Here is a 21,156-nt window from a genome sequence, read left to right as displayed (position 1 = left end):
GTAAGTACCAGCTTTGGGGACGGAAGAGCCTTGGGGTAGGTGCTTATTTTTTTGTCTAAAAATGAAAAGTTACTGGATTTAAGTGGAATCAACGAGACGTTAGTGGACGTCATATGGTCGCCCGGGTGAGCGCCATGAAATAATATAAAGCATTTTTGAGAAGATGAAGTATACGAATTTATATAGAGATCAGAAGCTGCTATTTTTTGAAGGATGACGACAGCTTCATTTTATTCGAGAGACTTCCTGAGGCAGTATCAAAGCATACTGAAGAGAGGAGGCTAGATAAGAGAGGTTCTATAATCAGCGAAATACCGGATATTTTCCCTAATTAATAGTACAAAAATTGGAAGATGGTTTGTTGAGAGAAATGACAATTATATGCTTGAAGAAACCCCTGCCGACAGGATAAATGCCCGAATAGTATTTGTATTAAAACAGACCCATTACAGTGACAATTGTATGAATTTGCAAACTTTATGTTGTTAATATGAATAAATTGGAATATAATTAATACAAATTTTGAGTTGATGTCTCAAGGTTGGGCTGCAGTGGAAGTTCAAAGCAACCGAGATAAGTGAGAGGATTAAGATTGAGAGTAACTTCTGACATAAACGAGAATAATATTTCAAAGTATTATCACAGAAGGAGGCAAGAATAATGGAAACTGAACTTGAAGTGAAATTGGATTCTAATGATGAAGTGAAAAGTGATGACCTACCTGGTTATTATGATTTCATAATGGTTAAGTCTGCATTTTTTGCTTGGCTGTCCAGCAGAAAAATTAAGCAGGGCGACCTTGACAACATAATTCGTTCTTTGGACAATGCTTCCGAGCAATTGCTCCGTAGGAAAATTTCCTACGCCCCTTTATGGGAAATAACAAAGCACTCTGCTTTTGAAGATATTTATAAAAAAGCAATGGATAACAAGTTTTTCAGGATTCTGGATAGGAAAACTTGCTCCGCGTTTTTTCGAGATGGTCAGTTATACCTAAAGTTCTTGAAATCAAAACCCGTCTTTCATCGAAAGATAAGTGGGGTTATCTCAGCAAATGATGAGAACCTAACTGCGCGAATGACCATAAAAGATGCTATAATAAAGGTGTTGGAAGCTGAAGAACGCGCAATGACAGTTGAAGAAATTTACAGCAGCATAATTAAGCAAAACCTACATACTTTCGGAGCACAGAATCCCGTTAAAGTTGTTCGTACAACTATTGAATATGCTTGTGAAAATTCCGGATACTCAAACAAAGACCCTATTCCATGTTTTTGCATTGAGCGAAATGACGACGATAAAAGAATTTATAGCTTGGTGGAACTGGAACCATACCAGGACACTTCAGAGCACAATTATCATTTTGTTGAGACCTCTTCTGAAAGTGATTTCCTTAAAATGGGCATTGTTAACATTTGGAATGAAAGCGTGGAAAAAAGATTTCAAGAATGGCTGGAGTATGAGAATTATGCAAAAAAAACTGCTCAAAACTACCGTAGAGCCGTGAAGCAGATATTCCGAAACTATTCGGAGTTAGCTCAAAAATCGGCCAATGATTCTCACGGCACATTAGAAGTGATTAGAAAGTATATTGTATTACTTAACAATGACAGTAGCTTTCGTGGTGCAAATAGTTCACGACATAATCAGTTCACGGCTTCATTATCTGCGTTTGAACGGTTTTATGCCTCTGAATTTCAGAAGGTTGAAAGTAAAGCTTGTGAGTATATACATGAACAACCTGATGCTAAGAGTATTTCTCCTTCCCCACTTGATTGTATCATTGATTTGGATGAGGGTAAATCAGGCATTCAACAAATTCTTGAGGCCCACTTTCAAACACTTTACGGGTACAGCAACATCGGTATTCTTTGGAACGCAGCTCAAGATGCACTTTCGATGTTCTTAAATGATAATGCCATTAATGACGCCGATGACCTTTGGAGATTTATGCGACAGGCCTTTTCGGACGAGTATGTGCTAAACAACCCACATATCTGGAAAACTGTGCCGAACTATCCACAAAGTTATGTCGGGGTTATTATAAACCTCACACGTCATTACGGAGGAACAATTACCCGGGAACAAATCGACGATTATTTTGCCCAAATCAAGCAAGGTTCACCTATTAACGCAACAATTATCCGCCAAGGATTGCTTTTGTTTTACGCAAGTAGAACATTTATCCTTACGGAAACCATTGATTTGACAAGCGAACGGTGTGTTGCGGTAACAAAGGCTTTAGATCGACTCTTTGCTGGAGAAAAGGTTCCATACATTATTTTACGCGATATTACTGAAGAATGGTTTTCGTCCTTGCCAACAATTAAGGGTGATATTCCTTGGACGGCAATACTCTTGCAAGAAATGTTACGTTTGCATAGGAATATTGGTTATCGAATAATCTTCTCGGGCCTTGACGGGCAAGCACTTGACACGTTAGGTGCAGCAATTGTGAATGCAAAATCAGAAATAACATCGTTTGCGGATGTAATTCATCGTTATTGTTTTGAGAAAGATTTGCTATCCAAGAGGATGCTAACTGAAGACCTTCGGATTATATTGCGTAATGCAGGTATGCTAGAGGGCAATGAACTGATTTATAATTTGCATAAAGCATTAAAAGACTACCGCTTTGCTTTCACAGATGAAAACAGAACGGTTAAGATATTGGAGCGATAGAAATATGTACGGTTATAAGTGGACTAAAAAGAATGGAATATACCTCCTCGTTCCGGATGCTAAGGTAATTAAAGAAATCCGTCCTGTATTTAAGGAGGAGCTTGACAACTTTGGGCTCGATGCTCATTGGGAATATCCAAAGACTGACGCCCCTCTACTGTGGGCAGAAGGTATCAGGCGATATATATTAAACGGAGAAGTTGTCGCCGAAGCTATAGGTGGCAGCTTCTATTCTAAGCCAACTATAAATGTTAAGAAAGATGGGTTAAAGTTAAAAGCAATTAACATAGCCTCCCTCTGGAAAACAAATGAGAGCCTGATGAGAGGTCTTGAAGAAACCGCAGTTGGGTTCATTCGTCGCGTTTATGATGAGTATGCCGCGTTGGGATTGAAGTTCGTTGTCGCCTTTTCAGGAGGTAAAGACAGCCTCGTTCTTCTTGACCTTGTGGCGAAAGCGCTACGTCCTGACGAGTTTGTTGTTATCTTCAGCAATACGGGCATGGAATTAAATGCAACCCTTGAGTCTGTTAAGCGTTCGATGAAACATTGGGGCAAACTACGTTTTTATGAAGCAGCAAGTCATATGTCACCAGATGAAAGTTGGGATGCATTCGGTCCTCCTGGGCGTAGGTTGCGCTGGTGCTGTTCGGTACATAAGTCAGTACCTACAATAATCAAGCTTAGAGAGATAACTGGAGATCATGATGCAAGGGCTGTGGTTTTTGACGGTGTTCGGAAGGAAGAAAGTGCTGCTCGATCGATGTATGAAGCAATCGGCGAAGGAGTAAAAAATATAAGTCAGGTTAACTGCAGTCCCATCTTGGAATGGGGTACAGCCGAAATTTATCTGTATTTATTAAAAAACAAGATTCTTTTTAATGATGCTTATAGAATTGGTTTATTCCGTGTGGGCTGCAAAATATGTCCTATGTCTTCAGCTTGGTGGGATGGAATCGCCAATGATGCCTATCCAGATGAACTTGCCACTTTGTTAAACAAGGTAGAGGATTATGCTAATAACACAAAGACAGCAAAAGAACAAAGAAAATACATAGAAGAAGGTGGATGGAAAGGACGCATGGGTGGCCGTGGGTTAAAAGATGGAGGGAATCGCGTCACTGAAGTAATAGATGGAGATAAAATTATTTTCCGATTTTCTCGCCAGATGAGCAAATGGTTGGAAGTTAGCAAACTACTTGGTGAAATTGTCGAAAAAAAAGGGAATACGTACACTCAGTTGATGGACCATCAAAGCTACAAATTTTCTATTGACGACGATACAATAACCTATTCCCCTTACTCTTCAATGAATAGGTTTATTATTAGCCATTTACGAGGGGTTGCAAATAAAGTTGCTTATTGTGTTGGTTGTAAAGCATGTGTTGTGCAGTGTCCGACAGGAGCATTTGAGATAAGCGAAGATAACACAATCCTCATTCGTGAGGAGCTATGCATACATTGTGCGAATTGCATCGAATTTACGGGAACAAAAGGCTGCTTGGCGGCAAAATCTCTACACACAACAGGAGGGTTCGGCATGAATCTTAAAGGTATGAATCGCTATCAACATTTTGGATTTCGACGTCCGTGGCTAGAGCATTTCTTTGAGTACGGCACGGATTGCTTTTCAATGAAACATCTTGGCAACCGCCAGTACGATGCACTCCGTGTCTGGGTAAGGGAAGCCGGGCTACTTTCACCGTCAAGCAAGGGTGACAAATCGGGGATTCTTACCCCTCTATGTGAACGATTACTTCCTCTTGGATCAGGTAATCCACTTGTATGGTCGATAATTTGGACAAATCTTGCGTATAGCTCAGTAATTGCAAAGTGGTATATGCTATACGCGCAACCAGGAGAAACATACGACAAGGCAGAATTGGTGTTCATGCTTGGTGACGACTATTCACCGTCAACACGCGACAATGCAGTGACTGCTCTGCTCGAAACATTTCGACATTCACCAATTGGCACTGCGCTCAAACAAGGCATCCCGATTCCAGACGGCACGAGCTTCAAGTTTATTAAGCAAGGTTGGGATACGCCAGAAGCGATTTCTGTCCTCTACGCGCTATATAAGTTTGCCGAAGAAACTGGGAGGTACACATTCACGCTGACGCAACTTGACAATGCTCGCGGTAATGCCGAAGCAAAAGGTGTTGACCCAGTATCAATCTTTGGATTGAACCCAAACAACTTCAAGGCAATTGTGCAAGACATCGCACTGCATTATTCGGAATTTATCCGCGTAGCATTTGTTCAAGATCTTGACAATATAATGCTTGTACCAGAAAAAAAAGCAATCGACGTACTCGATTTAATCGTAGGGTAAAGGAGATAATATTAATGAAATACAGCAATTATATTGAACTATCTGCCAACTATGAATCAGTCGTAGACTTGGATGCAGAAGAACGAAACCCTAATCTATGGCAAGAGTACATCGTCCATGGAGATATGCAACGAGCCATGGAAGCAGTTTGTCAAACCATTCTTTGGGAAGACAACGACAAACGTCGATCGTTTTGGATTCATGGTGCATATGGCACGGGCAAAAGCTATGCAGCTATTGTTTTAAAGCATCTATTTGAGGATAGCATTGCCAACATCGATTCATTCCTCAACAAGCCGTCACTCGCGGAGTACAGGAAACGCTTTATAAAAATTCGCGAGAAAGGCGATTTTTTAGTGGTTTGGACAAGCGGAGCAACTGACATCAAAAGCGGGACACATCTCATGATGGAGATGGAAGTTAAAATTAAAGAAAAATTGGCTGAAAAGTTTGGCGGTAAAGCATACTATGGGACAAGCTCTCTCATTAACGCGGCCAAAGATGCAATAAACGACAAGAGCATAAACTGGGAGTATCTTTTCACAGACCTGCTTTATGGTCTTTCTGACCAGTATTCTGATATTGAAGAATTCCAACAAGCTGTATTGGATGGAGACTCGGATGCTATCCACTTGGTTAAGCGTATATGTGATGATAATCATCGTAATATGTTCACAGGTGTTGTGGATAGATTTGAGGAGTGGATAAAAGATATCATTGCAGGAAATGGGCTGCAGGAAACTGGCATAGTTTTCATTTGGGACGAATTCACCGGGTTTTTGCGCGACTGTGGAGATGACAATGTACTTCAACGCCTCTCAGAATTTTGCAAGTCTGTCGATAAAGACGGCAAGACAAAACAGAATGCCCCATTCTTTATGTGCCTTATCGTTCACCACGACCCAACGTGGGTATCGGAACTCGGTGAGGAAACATATGAGCGAATTCTCCACCGTTATCATAAATTAGAATTCCATATCACTGAGAGTGCGGCCTATGACTTAATTGGTGATTCGATTATACCTCGCCCAGGGATGGCGCATCAATGGGAAGATATTAAAAAGGATTTACTCAAATCCATCCAAAAGTATAATGCAGAATTCGATAACCTTGATCAAAGCATAAATATCAACGAACGCATGTCGAAGCTGTGTCCGATTCACCCAATGACTTTGTCTATGCTTGCTACGGTGGCACAAAACTTTGGCGCATCGCAGAGGACCTTATTCCGTTTCATGAAAGATCGAAATGAATCCTCAGAGGGTGTCGGGTTTATCCACTATATTGAGAATAATGAGCCCGACAAATGGCAGTGGCTAACTGCTGATTATTTATGGGATTACTTTTTCACTCGCGGCAGCGATGTACGAGACTTTAGTGCGGAGACCCGCAAAGTTATTCAGCATTTCCAAAACAAATCAGATTCCATCTCTGATGAGTATGCTATTCACGTCTTTAAGGCGGCATTGCTCCTCATAGCTGTAATGAGCGGGAGCAACATTAGCAATCTATATAGCAAACAGAGCCACACGTTTGGGCGAAGTGGAGCTACCAGAAATACGCTCTACAAGTGTTTTCGCGGACAGTTAGAGCAGGCAACGATTGACGAGTATCTCACATCGTTTAAGGAAATTGGTCTTCTCAGCCTAGGTGAACAATCTAATGGTGACGTAAGATTAGAGTTGCCATACACAGGAAACACCGACACCTTCGATGTTCGCCTTGAGATGACCCAAAAGAAATATACCCGATATGCACTTTTTTCTGACAAGGGCGTATTCTCAAAGGCACTCGAGAGTGCTATGTGGGATAATACAAGGGCAACATTTGGTCGAGTTTATATAGCAGCCTGTTCCTCTGAGACAACATCTCTTTCGGCTCGACTAGGCGAAATCAAAAAAGAATTACAGAAGTTTCCGTATAAAATAGGAATTCTCGTGGTAGTTGTTTCTGAAGCGAGTGAATACACGAGGTTTCAGACAAAAATTAAACAGATTGCCGCTGAAGACGATAGCAATCGGCTCGTCGTTACTTTGCTTCGTGAACCATGTACGGCAGAGATAATTGACCGTTGGCATAAAGCTATTACTCATAAAGAATTATGCGCTGATGACGGAAAAACTGGTGATGCTGGGAAGTACGATATAGAATCGAGCATGATTGTTGCGACTTGGGCGGGACCATCGGCAGATTCTCAGATTTCTGCGTATTATGGCGAAATCCAGTACACAGGTATATATGGGAAAAGCGATCTTATGAAGCGCATTGAAAAGGATGTGCTATTTGATGTATTCCCTGCTGCGCCCGAACGCCTTGTGACCGTAAATACGGCTTATAAAAAATGTAACAGCAATGTTGTTTTAACTGGCATCACCAAAGCAGGCAGCAATAATCAAGTTAACAATATTGTAAATGCACTAAAGACTGTTGAGGCGTGGGATGTTAATGATTTAGATACCCTAAAGAACCTAAGCGGAAGTAGTGTAGAGCCAATATCTAGTCTAGCAACGTTTTTCCAACAAGAATTAGCGCAAGGTGCAAAGATTCCGATTGATGTACTTTGGGCTAAATTGCAGCAACCTCCATTTGGATACTACAATTCAATGGCTGTTGGGTGCTTTATTGGGCTTGCGATTCGTTCGCTTGTCAATGGCACTTTTAACTGGTTTGACGGTGTCAATACGCTGCCACCAACAGCTGGGAATTTAGCGAGTATGGTTAATAAGATGTTAGACGGAAAAACAATCAATCATAATCTTTCGTCAGGTTCTGCTATCTGGCAAAAGTTTAAGCAATACATTCAGAAGATCTTTATGTTATCCCCTCAGGAATCGGTGAGTGAAGCTGAGGCAAGAAAATTTATCAGACAAAAAACAATTGTGATTGGTGTTCCTGTTTGGGCGCTAAAGTATATGGGTAGTGACAAATTTGGTGGCGACGAGTCCAAGGCTGTAGTTATCAAGCTTACAGACCTATTATGTGATTTTATTTATGAAACCACAGAAGATCAAGAGAGTGTCATGGCAGAAGTTCTGACACAATTCAACGGACGTGGTCAGTTACGCCAAGTGATAACAAATGCGTTGTGGGACAAATCAGCCATGCTATCGGCCTTCAGAAGGTTTATGTTTTCTAATATTGGAGAGCTTGAAACGCTGAGTGAACGGCTTAACCTAAATGATAAGGATATCTTTGATGCACTTCGCATATATTTACAGGATTCTATTTCGGCCTGGCGTGAAACGCAAGTGATTGAAAAGCTTGGAGAACTTGCACAAGAGTTTGGTGTTATTGCCACGGTGAATTCTGAAATTGGCGTGGGTGTAAAAACATACCGTTCGGTTCAAAACACTTTAAATAATGTTTTCGAGAATATGAAAGTTCCGGGGACGGTAATCGAAACCCTACCCGTAAGCTGGATTCCTGCACTTAAACAATTACGTGAAATATCCAAATCGTCATGGGCCGAACTTACGAATAAGGAGAGTGTTGTTTCGACATTGGAAGGCCGTGCTAAAACAGCATGGGAACATTTATCGAAGCCCAAATTATTGTTAGAAGCCATTTTTAATGCTCGACAAATCACGTATACTGACGATGAATTAGAAGAAATCTACACCGCTCTAAAACAACAATCCTATGAAACCCCAGTTTCTATCTTCGATGTTAAATTAAATGGGCTACTTGAAAACATAAAGCATAATCGGGATTCGGCGGCAGCGAAAAAGCAATGGCAAGATATCAGCGGAACAGCCTCTATACAGGAATGGTGTAATAACAATAATGTACCAATAATATGGTTGTTTGATGAAACACATAGTGCATCTGTGCGAACCATTAGGGCTCTTCAGGACGGCAGAGCTGTAGATAAAGATGCCCTCACCAAGGCTTTATCCTTCCTTAAAGGAAACAACCTTGCTGTTTTGCAAGATACAACTTATATATCGGATAGGTTTTTTGCTTATATTGGTGAAAATTACCGTGCTGCGTTTATATCAGATAGAAAAGTCCTTATAGATAGGCTAAAGACGAATGCAAAGCTTTCATCGGATGTCTATTCTTGGGAAACGAAAATTCCTGAAATTCGTGCTACACTTGATACATACTTGCAAAAGACGTACCAAGAACAGGCGAAAACGCGCGTCAAGACTATGTCAGATGAAGAGCTACGAAATGCTGTTTTGAAACTTCTTGATATGAATCCGGAGTTATACAACAATTTCTTAAATTAGGAGGGCGTTACGATGAATATTAACGAAATCATCTCAAAAGTTTCTAATGAAAGACTAACGCCCGGAAGATTTCCGGCACGGCTTATATTCGTTCGCAACTTTGATGATTATCTTGCTCTCGTCATCGAATTAAAAACTGTATGTGATGTCGAAATTGACCTTGCTCAGTTTACCACGGGGGATGTCCTGCCACGCTTTAAGGATTTAAAAAACGAATTAGCTATACATCCGGGAAAGCAACTTCTAATAATCTCTTTGGGAGAGTATTTGCGTATATGCACAAAGCGTGAGACTGACAAAGCAACCGCATCATTTCCAGGAATTTGGGAACAGCAACAAGCCGAGAACTCAACGACTAAATACATCATTCCCATTTTTGGTGGACGTGAGATTTTTGACCAAATCATCCCAATTCAAGATGAACGGCAACAGAGATTTATTTGGGAAGTAACTGAAGGTAACGTAGAATCTGAGTATGTCCTTACCATATACTCGCCGGATTTTGCAGATGCAGTAACAACAGATGCTATTAACCTGCAAGGGTGGCTTGAAAAATGGGTGGCTTTCTACGCAGATAAAAGTCGGAGCGCATTTTCTGCCAGAACAAAGCTGTTTCGTTACGCAGAGAAGACCTACGGTGGAGTCCAGATTAAGATTGTTGACGAGCCATTTACATATATTACATCGCTTGTTTCCGATGGTGAAAAACTGAAAAAAGCTTATGGAGATGGTGAATTCTGGAGAAATCTTGTCAAGAATATTAAGAAAGATGAACCTTTTGCAGCAACAATAAGGTATCTTCTTAATATCGGTCATGGTTTTGACCCGATGGGGGTGTTTGCGAGATTCACTGAATTGACCGACTTGGAACAAAATCTGCTTTGGTTATGGTATAAATTATACCCGACAGACGATTACTTTACATATGCGGTTGGGAAAACAAAAACTGCGTCAGAGATTCCATATGCCCTACGAGATTCAATTTTTGAATTGCCAAAAATTCCCGATGAATTTATTAGGCAACGCAAATCCGCTCTTAGAGTGCTGGATGTTACATATAGTGACGATTATTTTGCTAAACTTGACAAAATTGTCTCCCCAGAAACAAGACTGATGTTAATAACATATAAAACACTTGCTGAGCGTTCTTACGCCATAAAAACAGTAAGTGGTTTGCTGCGTTCTGGAGCCGATGTCGCGGTAGTATCAGAATTGATCAAAGACGATTATCAAGACTTATCCGAGTATTTAAGCCCTGCTACGATTTCCCCAGATGAAGTATCAAAGTACTTCACCTGGTATCGTCGTAACAAAATACTAAATCGCCCTAGCACGGATGTTCCATATAAAATTGATTTCGACATCATTGATGGCCGGAATAAAATTATGCAGCAGAGCGGTGCAAATGACAGTATGATCTTTTGGATTGATGGCTTAGGCGCTGAGTGGCTTCACTTGATAATTTACAAATTAAAGAAATTAGTAGTTGAAGTAGATATAAAGTCGGAAGTTGCGAGATCATTACTTCCGAGTGAAACGGAATATAACCACAAATGGGGGCAAGATGATAAAAAATGGGATAGATTAGATAAGCTTTCCCATAATGGAATGCCTGATGACAAGGATTATTTTTTGTGTGTTGCTCGCCAGATAGAAATAATTAATGAGATTGTTGAGTATATTGCAGAACTGTTATCAAAGGTCAATAGAGTTATCGTTACCGGCGACCACGGCAGCAGTAGACTTGCCGCACTACTTTTCCACGATTCAGAGAACTTTGCGGTTGACCCTCCCAAGAATTCTATTGTACGTTCATACGGGAGGTTTGTTGAACTTAGAGACGCTGCATATGTTTCAATAACTCCGTCCATGAAGCGTATAGATTTGGATGGAAAATCATTTATCGTAATGAAAACATATGAACATTTCAAGCAGTCGGGTAATGCAGCAGGCGGAAACACTGATGAAAACGCTGTAGCAGGTGAGGTTCACGGTGGCATGACCCCTGAAGAGTACCTTGTACCAGTGATAGTTATTTCCCGTAAAGTTGCACTACCTACAAAAACTGTTGCTAGCAAACCAAAGGGCATTAGCAATAATGAAATGAGATTACCATAATGAAGACAAAAAAGCTGTGCATTGATTGTAATGGGCAATTGAGCAAAGACGAAGTAGCTTTGTCAAAAAAAATGCTCGGCAGAGATATTGCTGAGTTCTACTGCATAGTCTGTCTTGCTGAGTTTATTGTTTGCGATCAAGAAGACCTAGTCATTAAGATACAAGAATTCAAAGAACAAGGCTGCACGTTGTTCTTATAGGAGGTTAATGGATGAATAAAATTAAAGAGGTCTTCGCTGAAATGGTTGTCCTGAAAAATCCAGAACGGACAAAATTTTTTGCAGACCTTAGTTTACCATCATATATGCGCGATTGGCTCGTGATGAAGTTTTCTGACGAGAGTGGAAATATTGACTATGATGGCGTAACCCGGTACATCAAGAAATACATTCCAAGCCGTGAGGATTATGAGCAATTCAAATTTCAAATGGTTAATGGCGATAGCGTTCGTTTTCTTGCCCGAGTTCGTGTTGCTGTCGACGTTAAAACAGGCAAGACGCTTTTTGAACTCCCTGACTTCGGAGGGGTGAAAACAGGTGCTGGCGGCGAAGTCGCCAATGACATTGTAAGTCGATGGCAAGATACCCTGCTTCGTGAAAGCGAAAACTGGGGAATAATCGACCTCGTCTGGGAACAAGATTTTTCGAAAAGACCTCCGCGTGGATTCATTAAGCTAATCGGATATCAACCGTTTTGCCCTTATAGTATAGACTTGGATTATTACCGTGATGCACGTCAGAAATTTACAACGGCAGAGTGGCTTGATGTTCTAATAGCTGCCGTTGATTATAATCCAGAAGGTTACGACACTGAAGAACAAAAAATGTATTTTCTCCAAAGACTATTACCATTTGTGGAAAGACGCGTTAATCTAATTGAACTTGCCCCCATGGGAACGGGAAAGAGTTATGTATATGAAAAAATAAGTAAGAGGGGATGGCTTGTTTCAAGCGGTACAATTTCACGCGCCTCTCTTTTGTATGACAACAATAAAAGAACTGGCGGATTGATTACGAGGTTTGACTACGTTGCTTTTGACGAAATCCAATCTCTACGATTTGAGCAACCAGATCAAATACAGGCGGCTCTGAAAAGTTATATGGAGTTTGGTGAGGTAAAAGGATTTGACACACAGATAATTGCGGATGCAGGCATTATTGTTCTAGGTAATATTGATGCAAGTAAGTTCAATGCAGATATCAATATGGTTAATGAGATAAATCCAATTTTCCGTGAAGCGGCAATACTCGACCGATTTCACGGTTTTATTCCTGGTTGGAAGATTCCTCGTTTTCATACAGGGATAATAGCTGACGGATGGGCTCTGAATACGGAATATTTTGCCGAAGTTCTTCATGTATTACGCGATGACATGAGGTATACAGCATTGGTAGACTCCTGCCTTGCTGTACCACCCAAATCTGATAAACGTGACCTAACAGCAATTACTCGTCTGTGCACCGGTTTCGTAAAACTACTTTTTCCACAGGCCGAGACAAAATCTGATATTGACCCGGATGAATTTATTAAGTATTGTCTTGAACCTGCCAAGGCTATGCGGACGATTATTAAAAAGCAACTCTGCGTGCTTGCTCCAAAGGAATTCGATATCCCTGGCAAACGCGATGTGCCTGATATTCAATATAAAAATTAAAACGAAGGGATGATATCGTGATTTACGCTGATAATGCTGCTACAACAAAAATATCCGAAATAGCTTTTGAAAAAATGCTTCCGTTTATGCGGGAGCAATATGGCAATGCATCCAGTCAATATTCGTTTGGAGTAAAAGCAAAGCATGCTATTGAACATGCACGTAAACAAGTAGCTGAGGCTATCGGAGCAAAACCGACCGAAATCATATTCACTTCCGGTGGTTCTGAAGCTAACAGTTGGGCATTACATGGTATTGCGGAAATGTTTAGCGGTGAGGTTATCCATATCATAACTTCATCAATTGAGCACCACTCTATTTTGAATGCTTGTCATGCTCTTGAAGGTAAGAATATTGAGGTCACATATTTGCCAGTTGATAGCAATGGATTTATTTCACTTAGTGATGTGATGGCCAAGATTACACAAAATACTAAACTAATTTCAATAATGCTCGCCAACAACGAAATCGGAACAGTTCAGCCAGTAGCGAAAATCGGGCAGTACCTTCACGATAAAGGCATTCTGTTTCACACGGACGCTGTCCAAGCTGTTGGCCATATTCCGGTTGATGTAAATGAACTCCACGTTGATTTTCTGTCGGCTTCTGCCCATAAGTTCAATGGAGCAAAGGGAGCCGGCATTTTCTATAAACGTTCAGGCATTACCCTGCCCAACCTGGTGTTCGGCGGTGGGCAGGAACATGGCCACCGTGCAGGAACCGAAAATGTGGCAGGTATCGTTGCAGCGGGTTATGCAATTGAGGAAAGCGTAAAGGATATGTTGGTAACCGCAGAACGACTTCGGGCAATGGTTAAAACTACAGTTGCAAGAATAAGAGAAAAAATCCCTGACGTTTGGATAAATGGAAATGTGGATCCGCACTTGCCCGGAACTGTGAACCTTGGATTTAATGGAGTTTCTGGAGAATCGTTGATGAACATTCTTGACCTGAAGGGCATTTGCATTTCAACTAGTTCTGCCTGCAACTCAGGAAAAGACGAGCCTTCACATGTTTTGCTTGCTTTGGGACTATCAGAGGAACGAGTGAAATCAACAATTCGTATCTCTTACGGCAAGTATAATACTTTTGAAGAGGTGGAATACATAGCTTTAGCAATATGCGACGCATACGGTAAAATTAAATCCGCTATTTAAACCTGATATTTGTAAATTCAAAAATAGTAGATTTAAGCTTGTATTAAAATAAAAAATTAAATATATATTATATAAATAATAATGGACTAATACTTGAGATAACCAGGTATTAGTCCATTTTTTGTGTCAAACCAAAACTAGTAAAGAAAAGGAGAGTGACAAATGGAATATCGGGAATTTTTACAAGCAGTCAAAGAGGAAGTGGAAAAGCAGGTACCAGGCAACTGCAGTGTGAGGCTGGACAAGGTATTGAAAAATAATGGGAAGATGTTGGATGCAATCACAGTGATGGAAGCAGACAGACAAATGGCACCTACGATTTACCTGAATGATTATTTTAAAGAAGTAGTATCTGGGAGGAGCGTCAAAGCTATAGCGGAGGAAATCATCGATATCTATAATGACAATAAGGAGAGGGGAGACGACTTGAATGCCGGCTGCCTGGATTTTGTCTCGGCAGAATTTCAGATCGTTTACCGACTGATCAACAATGAGATGAACCGCGAAAGATTGAAGGATCTGCCTCACAAGATAATCGAAGATATGGCAAAAGTATACTATGTCGTAGTGAAGTCGGATGAAGAAGGAACCGCGTACTATGCCGTTACTCAGGCATTATTGGAGAATTGGAAAGTTGGTATCGACCGGATAGATGAACTGGCAAATAAAAACACGCCAAACCTATTCCCGGAAAAGCTGAGGAGCATGAATGAAATCATGAAAGAGCTCATTAGAGAGCAGTTTGCCAGCTCATTTGATGAGGACGACAATACGTATGCGGATATTTTGTCCCAGTTAATCGAGGGAGAAAAAGAGGATAGGGCGGAGATGTATGTGCTAAGCAATGCAATCAACATGAATGGTGCAAGTGTGCTGCTATATCCAGGGGTTCTTCATAACTTTGCAGTAGAACAGAAGTCTGATATTTATATTCTTCCAAGTTCTATTCATGAGGCAATCTTATTGCCGGCGAGTGGAAATCTTTCAAAAGAATCATTACGTCAAATGGTCAGAGAGGTAAACGGCACTCAGGTACCAGTGGAAGAGATCCTTTCTAATGAAGTATATTATTACGACCTGGCATTAGATGAATTTCATATTGCAGAGGACTGATGGATCAAGGAGGGAAGCATGGAAGAAGAGATCTATCAAAGTGGTTCATTCATGTCATTAAGAAGATTTTCGGACATACAACTGTCTGTGCAGTCAGAGATCCCTAGAAAACGGGTACAGATAGTGGAGACGAGACTTGTCCGCAAAACATCGACTCTGTACGAAAGAAGAAACATCGATACCCCGGGTGCAGCTGCAGAACTGGGAAGGAAAATCTTTGAGGATTATGACAAAGAATATTTCTATGCGGTATATCTGACTGCAAGGTGTGAACCCATAGCAATTGAGTTAGTGAGCATTGGAACACTTGATGGAGCTTTAGTGTCACCAAGGGATCTTATGAAAACAGCGATGCTGTGCAGTGCCTATGGATTCATCGCATACCATAATCATCCATCAGGTGGCGATATCACACCTAGCAAAGAGGACATATGCATAACGGAGAGGATCAGGGATGCAGGAAAGCTGATGGGAATACGGTTTCTGGATCATCTGATACTATCAGATATGGGATATGTTTCCCTGAAAGAACGCGGAATATTGTAGCGGGATCATTATATGAGGATGCTTTATGGATTGAAAGAGGGGCTTTATATCATTTGGATATAAGGCTTATTTTATTATCTAGAAAATGATTGTTTTAAGGATATTAGCCTGTTAAGAGCTGCAAAAAACAAGGGATGCATTCAACCGGATCCGTATATAGAAGGTTTTGTATGCTCCAGGACAACAAAGAAGGAGTGGAAGAGGTGGAAGGAACAATCACAGAATCAGTGATATTAGAAACAACGGCGGTATTTTCAGAGGACCAGAAAAAGAGGTATGAACTAACGAAAGAATTCAAGCCATCAAAAGATGGAAAGTCCATAGTGGTCATTATGCTGAATGCAGCCTCAAAGAACATACAGGAAACGGATACTACCGTCAACAGCCTGGTCAACCGGTTAAGCTGTCCAGAGCTTGGGTACTCGAAGATCACCATACTGAATCTGGTGCCGGATATAATGAGTAAATTAAGAACTTCAAATATAGACAGCCTGGATGACAATTTTGAATATATCGAAGAGGTATTAAAAAGAGGGTATGACAATATACTGATCGGCTATGGAAACAGTTTCATAGGAAACGAGGTAGTCGAGATGGCAAAATACCGCCTGAATCTGCTTTTGGAGGGGTACGAGGATATCCTTGTGGAGATAGGGGATGATTTTAATTTGTTTGACTGTTCCCCCATGCACCCCCTTTTTGCCTCCATTCGAATTGGGGATTGGAAACTAAAACCCTACGTAAGGCCAATACAAAAACTAGAGCCAGTTCCTAGGAGTGTGAAAGGTAAAGGAACGTTGTCAAAAATCGGGCTCAAGAAAGAAATACAAGACAACACGGATACAAAAATGGAAAGTATTTGAGATAACCGTAAGGAAACGATGTATTAGGAGGGATGAGAATGATAAAACTTTGGAATGGCAGCCAGGTGGATTTGCTTGAACAGGTAAACCCTCTGTTCGGTGGCAGAATAATCCCCAGGGAAGTTATTGCAGCAGCAAAAGAAACGATCGGAATACTGGACGAGTATTATGGGAGTGACCGGGACCCGGAAGAAGACCTAGGGGGGTATGTCTGTATCTGTGAGCAGGGAATCATAAGTGAGTCAGAAGAATACAAGAGCCTATTGGCAAAGTATGGGACTTCTGTAGAGATGGCAGAGTTTACAGAACCAATCCTGGTACCAAAGAATAAAGCAGAGCAATCAGGGAGAGAATGTCAGTGGTACAGGCAGTTGTTCATTTTGTCGAGTGATTTTGCGGTTACCATGATATATAAGGATGTGGTCTCTTAGTCAGAGGGACACTTGTTATCAGAAAGGTGAGGGAGTGATTAATATGTGGCGAAAGATAAGAATGTGTCGGGATAGGAAGCTACTGAATCGGATAAGAGGGAAACAGCAACGTGCTATGCTTACATTAATGGAAGCCATAGAGGAATGATTCAAAAGATGTGTGGAGAATACAGGCGGAATGTGCACAAGAGCAGAATAGGAAATATAAGCTGTGGATTCCGGTAACAATGGACTAGGATACGGAGGTATCTGATTTAAAATGATAAGAAATCAGAGGCCTCTCATTGTTTTGAAAAAAACTGAAAGGTAACGGAGCTGAAAAAGATGTTTGGTAATGCAAGATATATGACGAGGGGAGTACAATGCGAAATACCTGTAGACCTGCAGATTTTTCTGTGGAACTGCATTGAATCATTGCAGGGAGAGAAGGAACTGGATTATTTACAGGTATTTGCACTGAAGAAAGAAAAAGTTGACGGAGTATTTCTTCAGAAGATAGTACATGAACAAGAGGTACCAGAGTACAGCAAGACACACTGGATAGACGCAGTAAAGATTGTTGAATCGAAGATATTTGTCATTGATGACGGAGATCATTCGACAATGTTACTGGCGGGAGAATATTGATGGAGAAGAAATATTAATGAAAAGAATATTGGGTATTATAGCTGTAGGCATTCAATTGGTGTCTGCAACACAAAAGGCGGCAAAGGAATCAGGAATCGATTTCCACAGACTATGGGCGTTTGTGAATAAAAGAAAGTAAAAATGGAATAGCAGTCAGGAAAGAGGCTGCTGTTTTTTTTGATTTCAACCGGGAAGACAGGATGACCTGTACACAAAACGGTAAGTGGTGAATTGCACACAAGGACAATAAGGAATAAATTGTGAAAGAAAGTTCCGTTTTAGAGGAATTAGTCTCAAAGAAATGAAAAACATTAACCTGATAGGTCATATTGCTTCGATTTGAGAAAAAATGAAAAAGTGAGGATTCGCGAGAAAACGAGAGCTTCGAATTTTGCAAAAAGGTCAATTACAGACTTTGCCCACTGAGGAGCAGTGGGATAACTTCGAAAACCTCTGCCTTTTTTGGTTTACATAAATAGTTTTTGACGAAATACGACGTTTGCTTTAAAATGAATTGGAAGATACAATAAAAAAGCAAATAAAAGAAGGGTTTTTTGCCCTGGAACATCTAAAAGAACCGGCACTTGCGGCACTGAAAACAAAAAGGTGCCAATAATGTCGATGGTGTCGGTATTCGAGGCTGAAAAAGAAGAGAAGAAGATGTTTTTTAACAGAGGGGGTTTATTGTGACTAGATCAGATATTTTCAATGTGTCAGAACAGTTAAATGGATACGAAGGTGTTAGGGCTCAATATAAAGTACAAAACGAAAATTTAAAGAGGATATGTGAAATTTTTACAGAAGAAGATTTCATAAATAGTCTTTCTATTGAAGAAAAAAGCGCATATAAAAGATATATAACGCCTGTAATTCGATGTTTTAAGGATATTTCAATATCTGAAAATGTAAGGATGGAAAAATCAAAGAGTGAATTGGAAAAGAAAGCGGGTAAAAATTTTGAAGAATTGTCGGTGGCTTTTTTCGCCGCATTACAAAAAAACTATGGACAAGACAATTATCAGACAAAAATCTTGAACAGAGAATTCAGAAACACGATTGAGTCTGATGACTGGATAACTGATACTAGAAAGAATATGGAAAATGCCTTGGAAATACTTAAAGAAATTCAGTATAAGAAATATTTGGCCGAAAAAGAGAAAAAATACAATAATGCATATAAGCTAAAAGATTCAGGTAAGAGGGTAAAGAATATTTTAACACAATATCTCCCGAGACCAGAGTGGGAAAAAAAATGGAGCGAAGAAAAAGAGGAGTTGATCGGGGATATGATGATTATAAGTTCCATTTGTTATCGAATGGAACTTACGTATTATCAGGTACAAGAGCAGATGGGAAAAGAATATGCGGACAGGATGAAAGAAATTCTCAGAGAATTCGAATGCTTACCAGTACATGTAAAGATTTCGATTGGCTATAATAATATGAAACACATTGATGCTTTAAAAGAGGCTGTAAATGCATCAGTAAAAGGACTTTATGATGACGTAAAAAATGCAAAGGATAAAATTAAGAAAAAGGGAAGAAAGTGTAATGATAAGAACAAAGAGGATGATAACTGCCTTGTAAGAGACAGGTATGAGCTGGAGAATGCGGAATTGGTATTGCGTGAATACCTGATGGATAAAAATGACAAAGAGGGGTTACCTGATAATTTGCCCATAAATGGAATAATAAGAATTAATAAAAAATAGAAAAAATAAGGCTGTTGCATAATTACAGCCTTATTTTTTTTACCTTTTAAAAATAAAAATTAATCTAAAAGGTAATAATTTTGATGCTCTTGTCGTTATAAGATATGAGCAACAAAAGAACTTTTGTTAAAATAAACAGCGATGATTACTTAGGTATCATCAGAAAGGCAAAAATATTATGAGGACTTACTATGATGAAACAAAAAAGGTTTTAAAAAAAATTAAAATGCTGAAAGGCAAAGAGAGTGTGACTGAAATCAGAATATTAAAAACTCCAAAAGGTACTTTGAGTGGGTTTTTCAATGATGATGAAATCCTTGCCAAATGCATTGACACCTATATCGGAAAATATAATATATATTTCACAATAAACCCGGTAAAAACGGTGCTTCTTTCACATTCTGAAAATCAATTGACTGAATACGCAAGGAGCACAACGTCAGATGCAGACATTGAAAAACTGAATGTACTTATGATTGATTTGGATCCTAAGCGGCCTTCAAATATTTCCGCAACTGAAGCGGAACATAACAAGGCAATCAAGAAAACGCAGGAGATAAAAGATTTTTTGATATCACAAGGTTGGCCAACACCAATCGTTGCAGATAGTGGGAATGGAGGTCATCTTTTGTTCAAGATTGATCTTCTGAACAATCAAGAAGGTACCAATCTCTTGAAGAATGTCTTAAAAGCATTAGATTCTTTATTTAGTGATTCAGAGGTAGAGGTTGACAAGACAACATATAATGCTTCGAGAATATGCAAACTATATGGAACCATTGCATGTAAAGGAAAGGATACGGAGGAAAGACCGCATAGAATGGCAAGGATACTGGACTGTCCCGAAGCAATAGAAACAATCATGAAGGATCAGTTACAAGCCATTGCATCTCTTTATCCAGTCGAGGAGAAAAGCGTAGGTACATGTGCGCCGACTAAGATCGACATTGAAAGATGGCTGACAGATAAAAATCTTAAGGTAACTAAAGTAAAGTCTGTGGGTAATGGGACCATATATGTACTTGAAAATTGTCCATGGAGACCGGAGCATACAGATGGCAGCGCCTTCATTATACAGTTTGACAATGGAGCAGTCGCTGCTGGATGCCATCATAATAGCTGCAGCCAGGAGAACTGGCAGAGTCTTCGTGATAGGTTGGAGCCAGAGTGGAGAAAAGCCAGGCTATCATCAAAGAAAGACGATGGAGAAAGCAAAGAATCCCAATCGGACATCCTGATCGAGTCAGGCAGTAAGGCACAGTTTTTTCAGGATAACATGGAAGAGAATTATGCTGCGGTAGAAATGGACGGCCATAAAGAAGTCTATAAAATAAACAGCAAAAAACTCCGTCTTTGGCTGACAAAAGCCTTCTATAGCAAAACATGGGTATTCCGATTGAATAGTGCACGCTTTTCGCTTTTTCGGTGCACCTGTTTCCGGTAAATCAGTGCAGGTGATTCCGATTGCCAGTGCATTCCTCTATAATAAGTTCATACACATGTAAATGTGTAAATACTATTATGGAGGTCGATAATCATGGTGAATTATCGAGATATTATCAGGCTCAAGAGCCTGGACTACAGCAACGTAAGCGTTGCGAGCAGTAGCGGCAGTTCCAGAAATACCGTTGCCGAGGTATGGAAACTGGCACAGGATATAAATCTGGGCTGGCCGATACCGGATACCCT

14 protein-coding genes are annotated in these 21,156 nt (G+C 40.2%); all 14 read left to right on the top strand.

Annotated features, from left to right (window positions below; all coding sequences use genetic code 11):
- Positions 1-660: 660 nt before the first annotated feature.
- Positions 661-2,682 carry a hypothetical protein gene (locus BUA79_RS01140; RefSeq protein ID WP_073992529.1) on the top strand — a complete coding sequence of 674 codons (2,022 nt, stop codon included), beginning with the start codon at positions 661-663 and terminating at the stop codon, positions 2,680-2,682.
- Positions 2,648-5,014: a phosphoadenosine phosphosulfate reductase domain-containing protein gene (locus BUA79_RS01135; RefSeq protein WP_207647304.1), complete on the top strand. Its 2,367-nt coding sequence runs from the start codon at positions 2,648-2,650 to the stop codon at positions 5,012-5,014. Before BUA79_RS01140 ends, BUA79_RS01135 begins: the two co-directional genes overlap by 35 nt.
- 14 nt (positions 5,015-5,028) lie before the next feature.
- Positions 5,029-9,246: a hypothetical protein gene (locus BUA79_RS01130; RefSeq protein WP_073992527.1), complete on the top strand. Its 4,218-nt coding sequence runs from the start codon at positions 5,029-5,031 to the stop codon at positions 9,244-9,246.
- Between the two features lie 12 nt (positions 9,247-9,258).
- Positions 9,259-11,364: a BREX-4 system phosphatase PglZ gene (gene pglZ / locus BUA79_RS01125; protein WP_073992526.1), complete on the top strand. Its 2,106-nt coding sequence runs from the start codon at positions 9,259-9,261 to the stop codon at positions 11,362-11,364.
- 211 nt (positions 11,365-11,575) lie between these two features.
- Entirely contained in the window at positions 11,576-13,018 is a 1,443-nt protein-coding gene (gene brxL / locus BUA79_RS01115) for a BREX system Lon protease-like protein BrxL (protein ID WP_073992524.1), read from the top strand.
- A 17-nt stretch (positions 13,019-13,035) separates the two neighbouring features.
- The gene (locus BUA79_RS01110; RefSeq protein ID WP_178138505.1) at positions 13,036-14,175 is read left to right on the top strand and encodes a cysteine desulfurase family protein; all 1,140 of its coding nucleotides are present in this window, start codon (positions 13,036-13,038) and stop codon (positions 14,173-14,175) included.
- A gap of 162 nt (positions 14,176-14,337) precedes the next feature.
- The gene (locus tag BUA79_RS01105; protein WP_073992522.1) at positions 14,338-15,288 is read left to right on the top strand and encodes a DUF5688 family protein; all 951 of its coding nucleotides are present in this window, start codon (positions 14,338-14,340) and stop codon (positions 15,286-15,288) included.
- Between the two features lie 18 nt (positions 15,289-15,306).
- Positions 15,307-15,834, top strand: a complete 528-nt coding sequence (locus BUA79_RS01100) for a JAB domain-containing protein (RefSeq protein ID WP_207647303.1) — start codon at positions 15,307-15,309, stop codon at positions 15,832-15,834.
- A 170-nt stretch (positions 15,835-16,004) separates the two neighbouring features.
- Positions 16,005-16,697 carry a DUF1643 domain-containing protein gene (locus BUA79_RS01095; RefSeq protein WP_073992521.1) on the top strand — a complete coding sequence of 231 codons (693 nt, stop codon included), beginning with the start codon at positions 16,005-16,007 and terminating at the stop codon, positions 16,695-16,697.
- Positions 16,698-16,735: 38 nt separating this feature from the next.
- On the top strand, positions 16,736-17,128 hold the full coding sequence (locus BUA79_RS01090) for a death domain-containing protein (protein ID WP_073992520.1): 393 nt from the start codon (positions 16,736-16,738) through the stop codon (positions 17,126-17,128).
- A gap of 324 nt (positions 17,129-17,452) precedes the next feature.
- Positions 17,453-17,755, top strand: coding sequence for a DUF960 domain-containing protein (locus tag BUA79_RS01085; protein WP_073992519.1), 303 nt, complete (start codon positions 17,453-17,455; stop codon positions 17,753-17,755).
- Positions 17,756-17,771: 16 nt separating this feature from the next.
- Positions 17,772-17,894, top strand: coding sequence for a hypothetical protein (locus BUA79_RS12775; protein ID WP_278308896.1), 123 nt, complete (start codon positions 17,772-17,774; stop codon positions 17,892-17,894).
- 547 nt (positions 17,895-18,441) lie between these two features.
- Positions 18,442-19,467 (top strand): hypothetical protein, encoded by a 1,026-nt coding sequence (locus tag BUA79_RS01080; RefSeq protein ID WP_073992518.1) that lies wholly within the window; start codon positions 18,442-18,444, stop codon positions 19,465-19,467.
- A gap of 178 nt (positions 19,468-19,645) precedes the next feature.
- Positions 19,646-20,911: a bifunctional DNA primase/polymerase gene (locus BUA79_RS01075; protein ID WP_073992517.1), complete on the top strand. Its 1,266-nt coding sequence runs from the start codon at positions 19,646-19,648 to the stop codon at positions 20,909-20,911.
- Positions 20,912-21,156: the final 245 nt, after the last annotated feature.

The sequence above is a fragment of the Parasporobacterium paucivorans DSM 15970 genome (genome assembly GCF_900141895.1).
Lineage (GTDB): Bacteria > Bacillota > Clostridia > Lachnospirales > Lachnospiraceae > Parasporobacterium > Parasporobacterium paucivorans.
This window is presented reverse-complemented; position numbering and strand designations above follow the sequence as displayed.

What these genes read in the sequence shown, in the direction of transcription:
- BUA79_RS01140 (WP_073992529.1), top strand. Translation starts at nt 661, where the DNA reads ATGGAAACTGAACTTGAAGTGAAATTGGATTCTAATGATGAAGTGAAA.
- BUA79_RS01135 (WP_207647304.1), top strand. Translation starts at nt 2,648, where the DNA reads ATGAAAACAGAACGGTTAAGATATTGGAGCGATAGAAATATGTACGGT.
- BUA79_RS01130 (WP_073992527.1), top strand. Translation starts at nt 5,029, where the DNA reads ATGAAATACAGCAATTATATTGAACTATCTGCCAACTATGAATCAGTC.
- pglZ (WP_073992526.1), top strand. Translation starts at nt 9,259, where the DNA reads ATGAATATTAACGAAATCATCTCAAAAGTTTCTAATGAAAGACTAACG.
- brxL (WP_073992524.1), top strand. Translation starts at nt 11,576, where the DNA reads ATGAATAAAATTAAAGAGGTCTTCGCTGAAATGGTTGTCCTGAAAAAT.
- BUA79_RS01105 (WP_073992522.1), top strand. Translation starts at nt 14,338, where the DNA reads ATGGAATATCGGGAATTTTTACAAGCAGTCAAAGAGGAAGTGGAAAAG.
- BUA79_RS01100 (WP_207647303.1), top strand. Translation starts at nt 15,307, where the DNA reads ATGGAAGAAGAGATCTATCAAAGTGGTTCATTCATGTCATTAAGAAGA.
- BUA79_RS01095 (WP_073992521.1), top strand. Translation starts at nt 16,005, where the DNA reads ATGCTCCAGGACAACAAAGAAGGAGTGGAAGAGGTGGAAGGAACAATC.
- BUA79_RS01090 (WP_073992520.1), top strand. Translation starts at nt 16,736, where the DNA reads ATGATAAAACTTTGGAATGGCAGCCAGGTGGATTTGCTTGAACAGGTA.
- BUA79_RS01085 (WP_073992519.1), top strand. Translation starts at nt 17,453, where the DNA reads ATGTTTGGTAATGCAAGATATATGACGAGGGGAGTACAATGCGAAATA.
- BUA79_RS12775 (WP_278308896.1), top strand. Translation starts at nt 17,772, where the DNA reads ATGAAAAGAATATTGGGTATTATAGCTGTAGGCATTCAATTGGTGTCT.
- BUA79_RS01075 (WP_073992517.1), top strand. Translation starts at nt 19,646, where the DNA reads ATGAGGACTTACTATGATGAAACAAAAAAGGTTTTAAAAAAAATTAAA.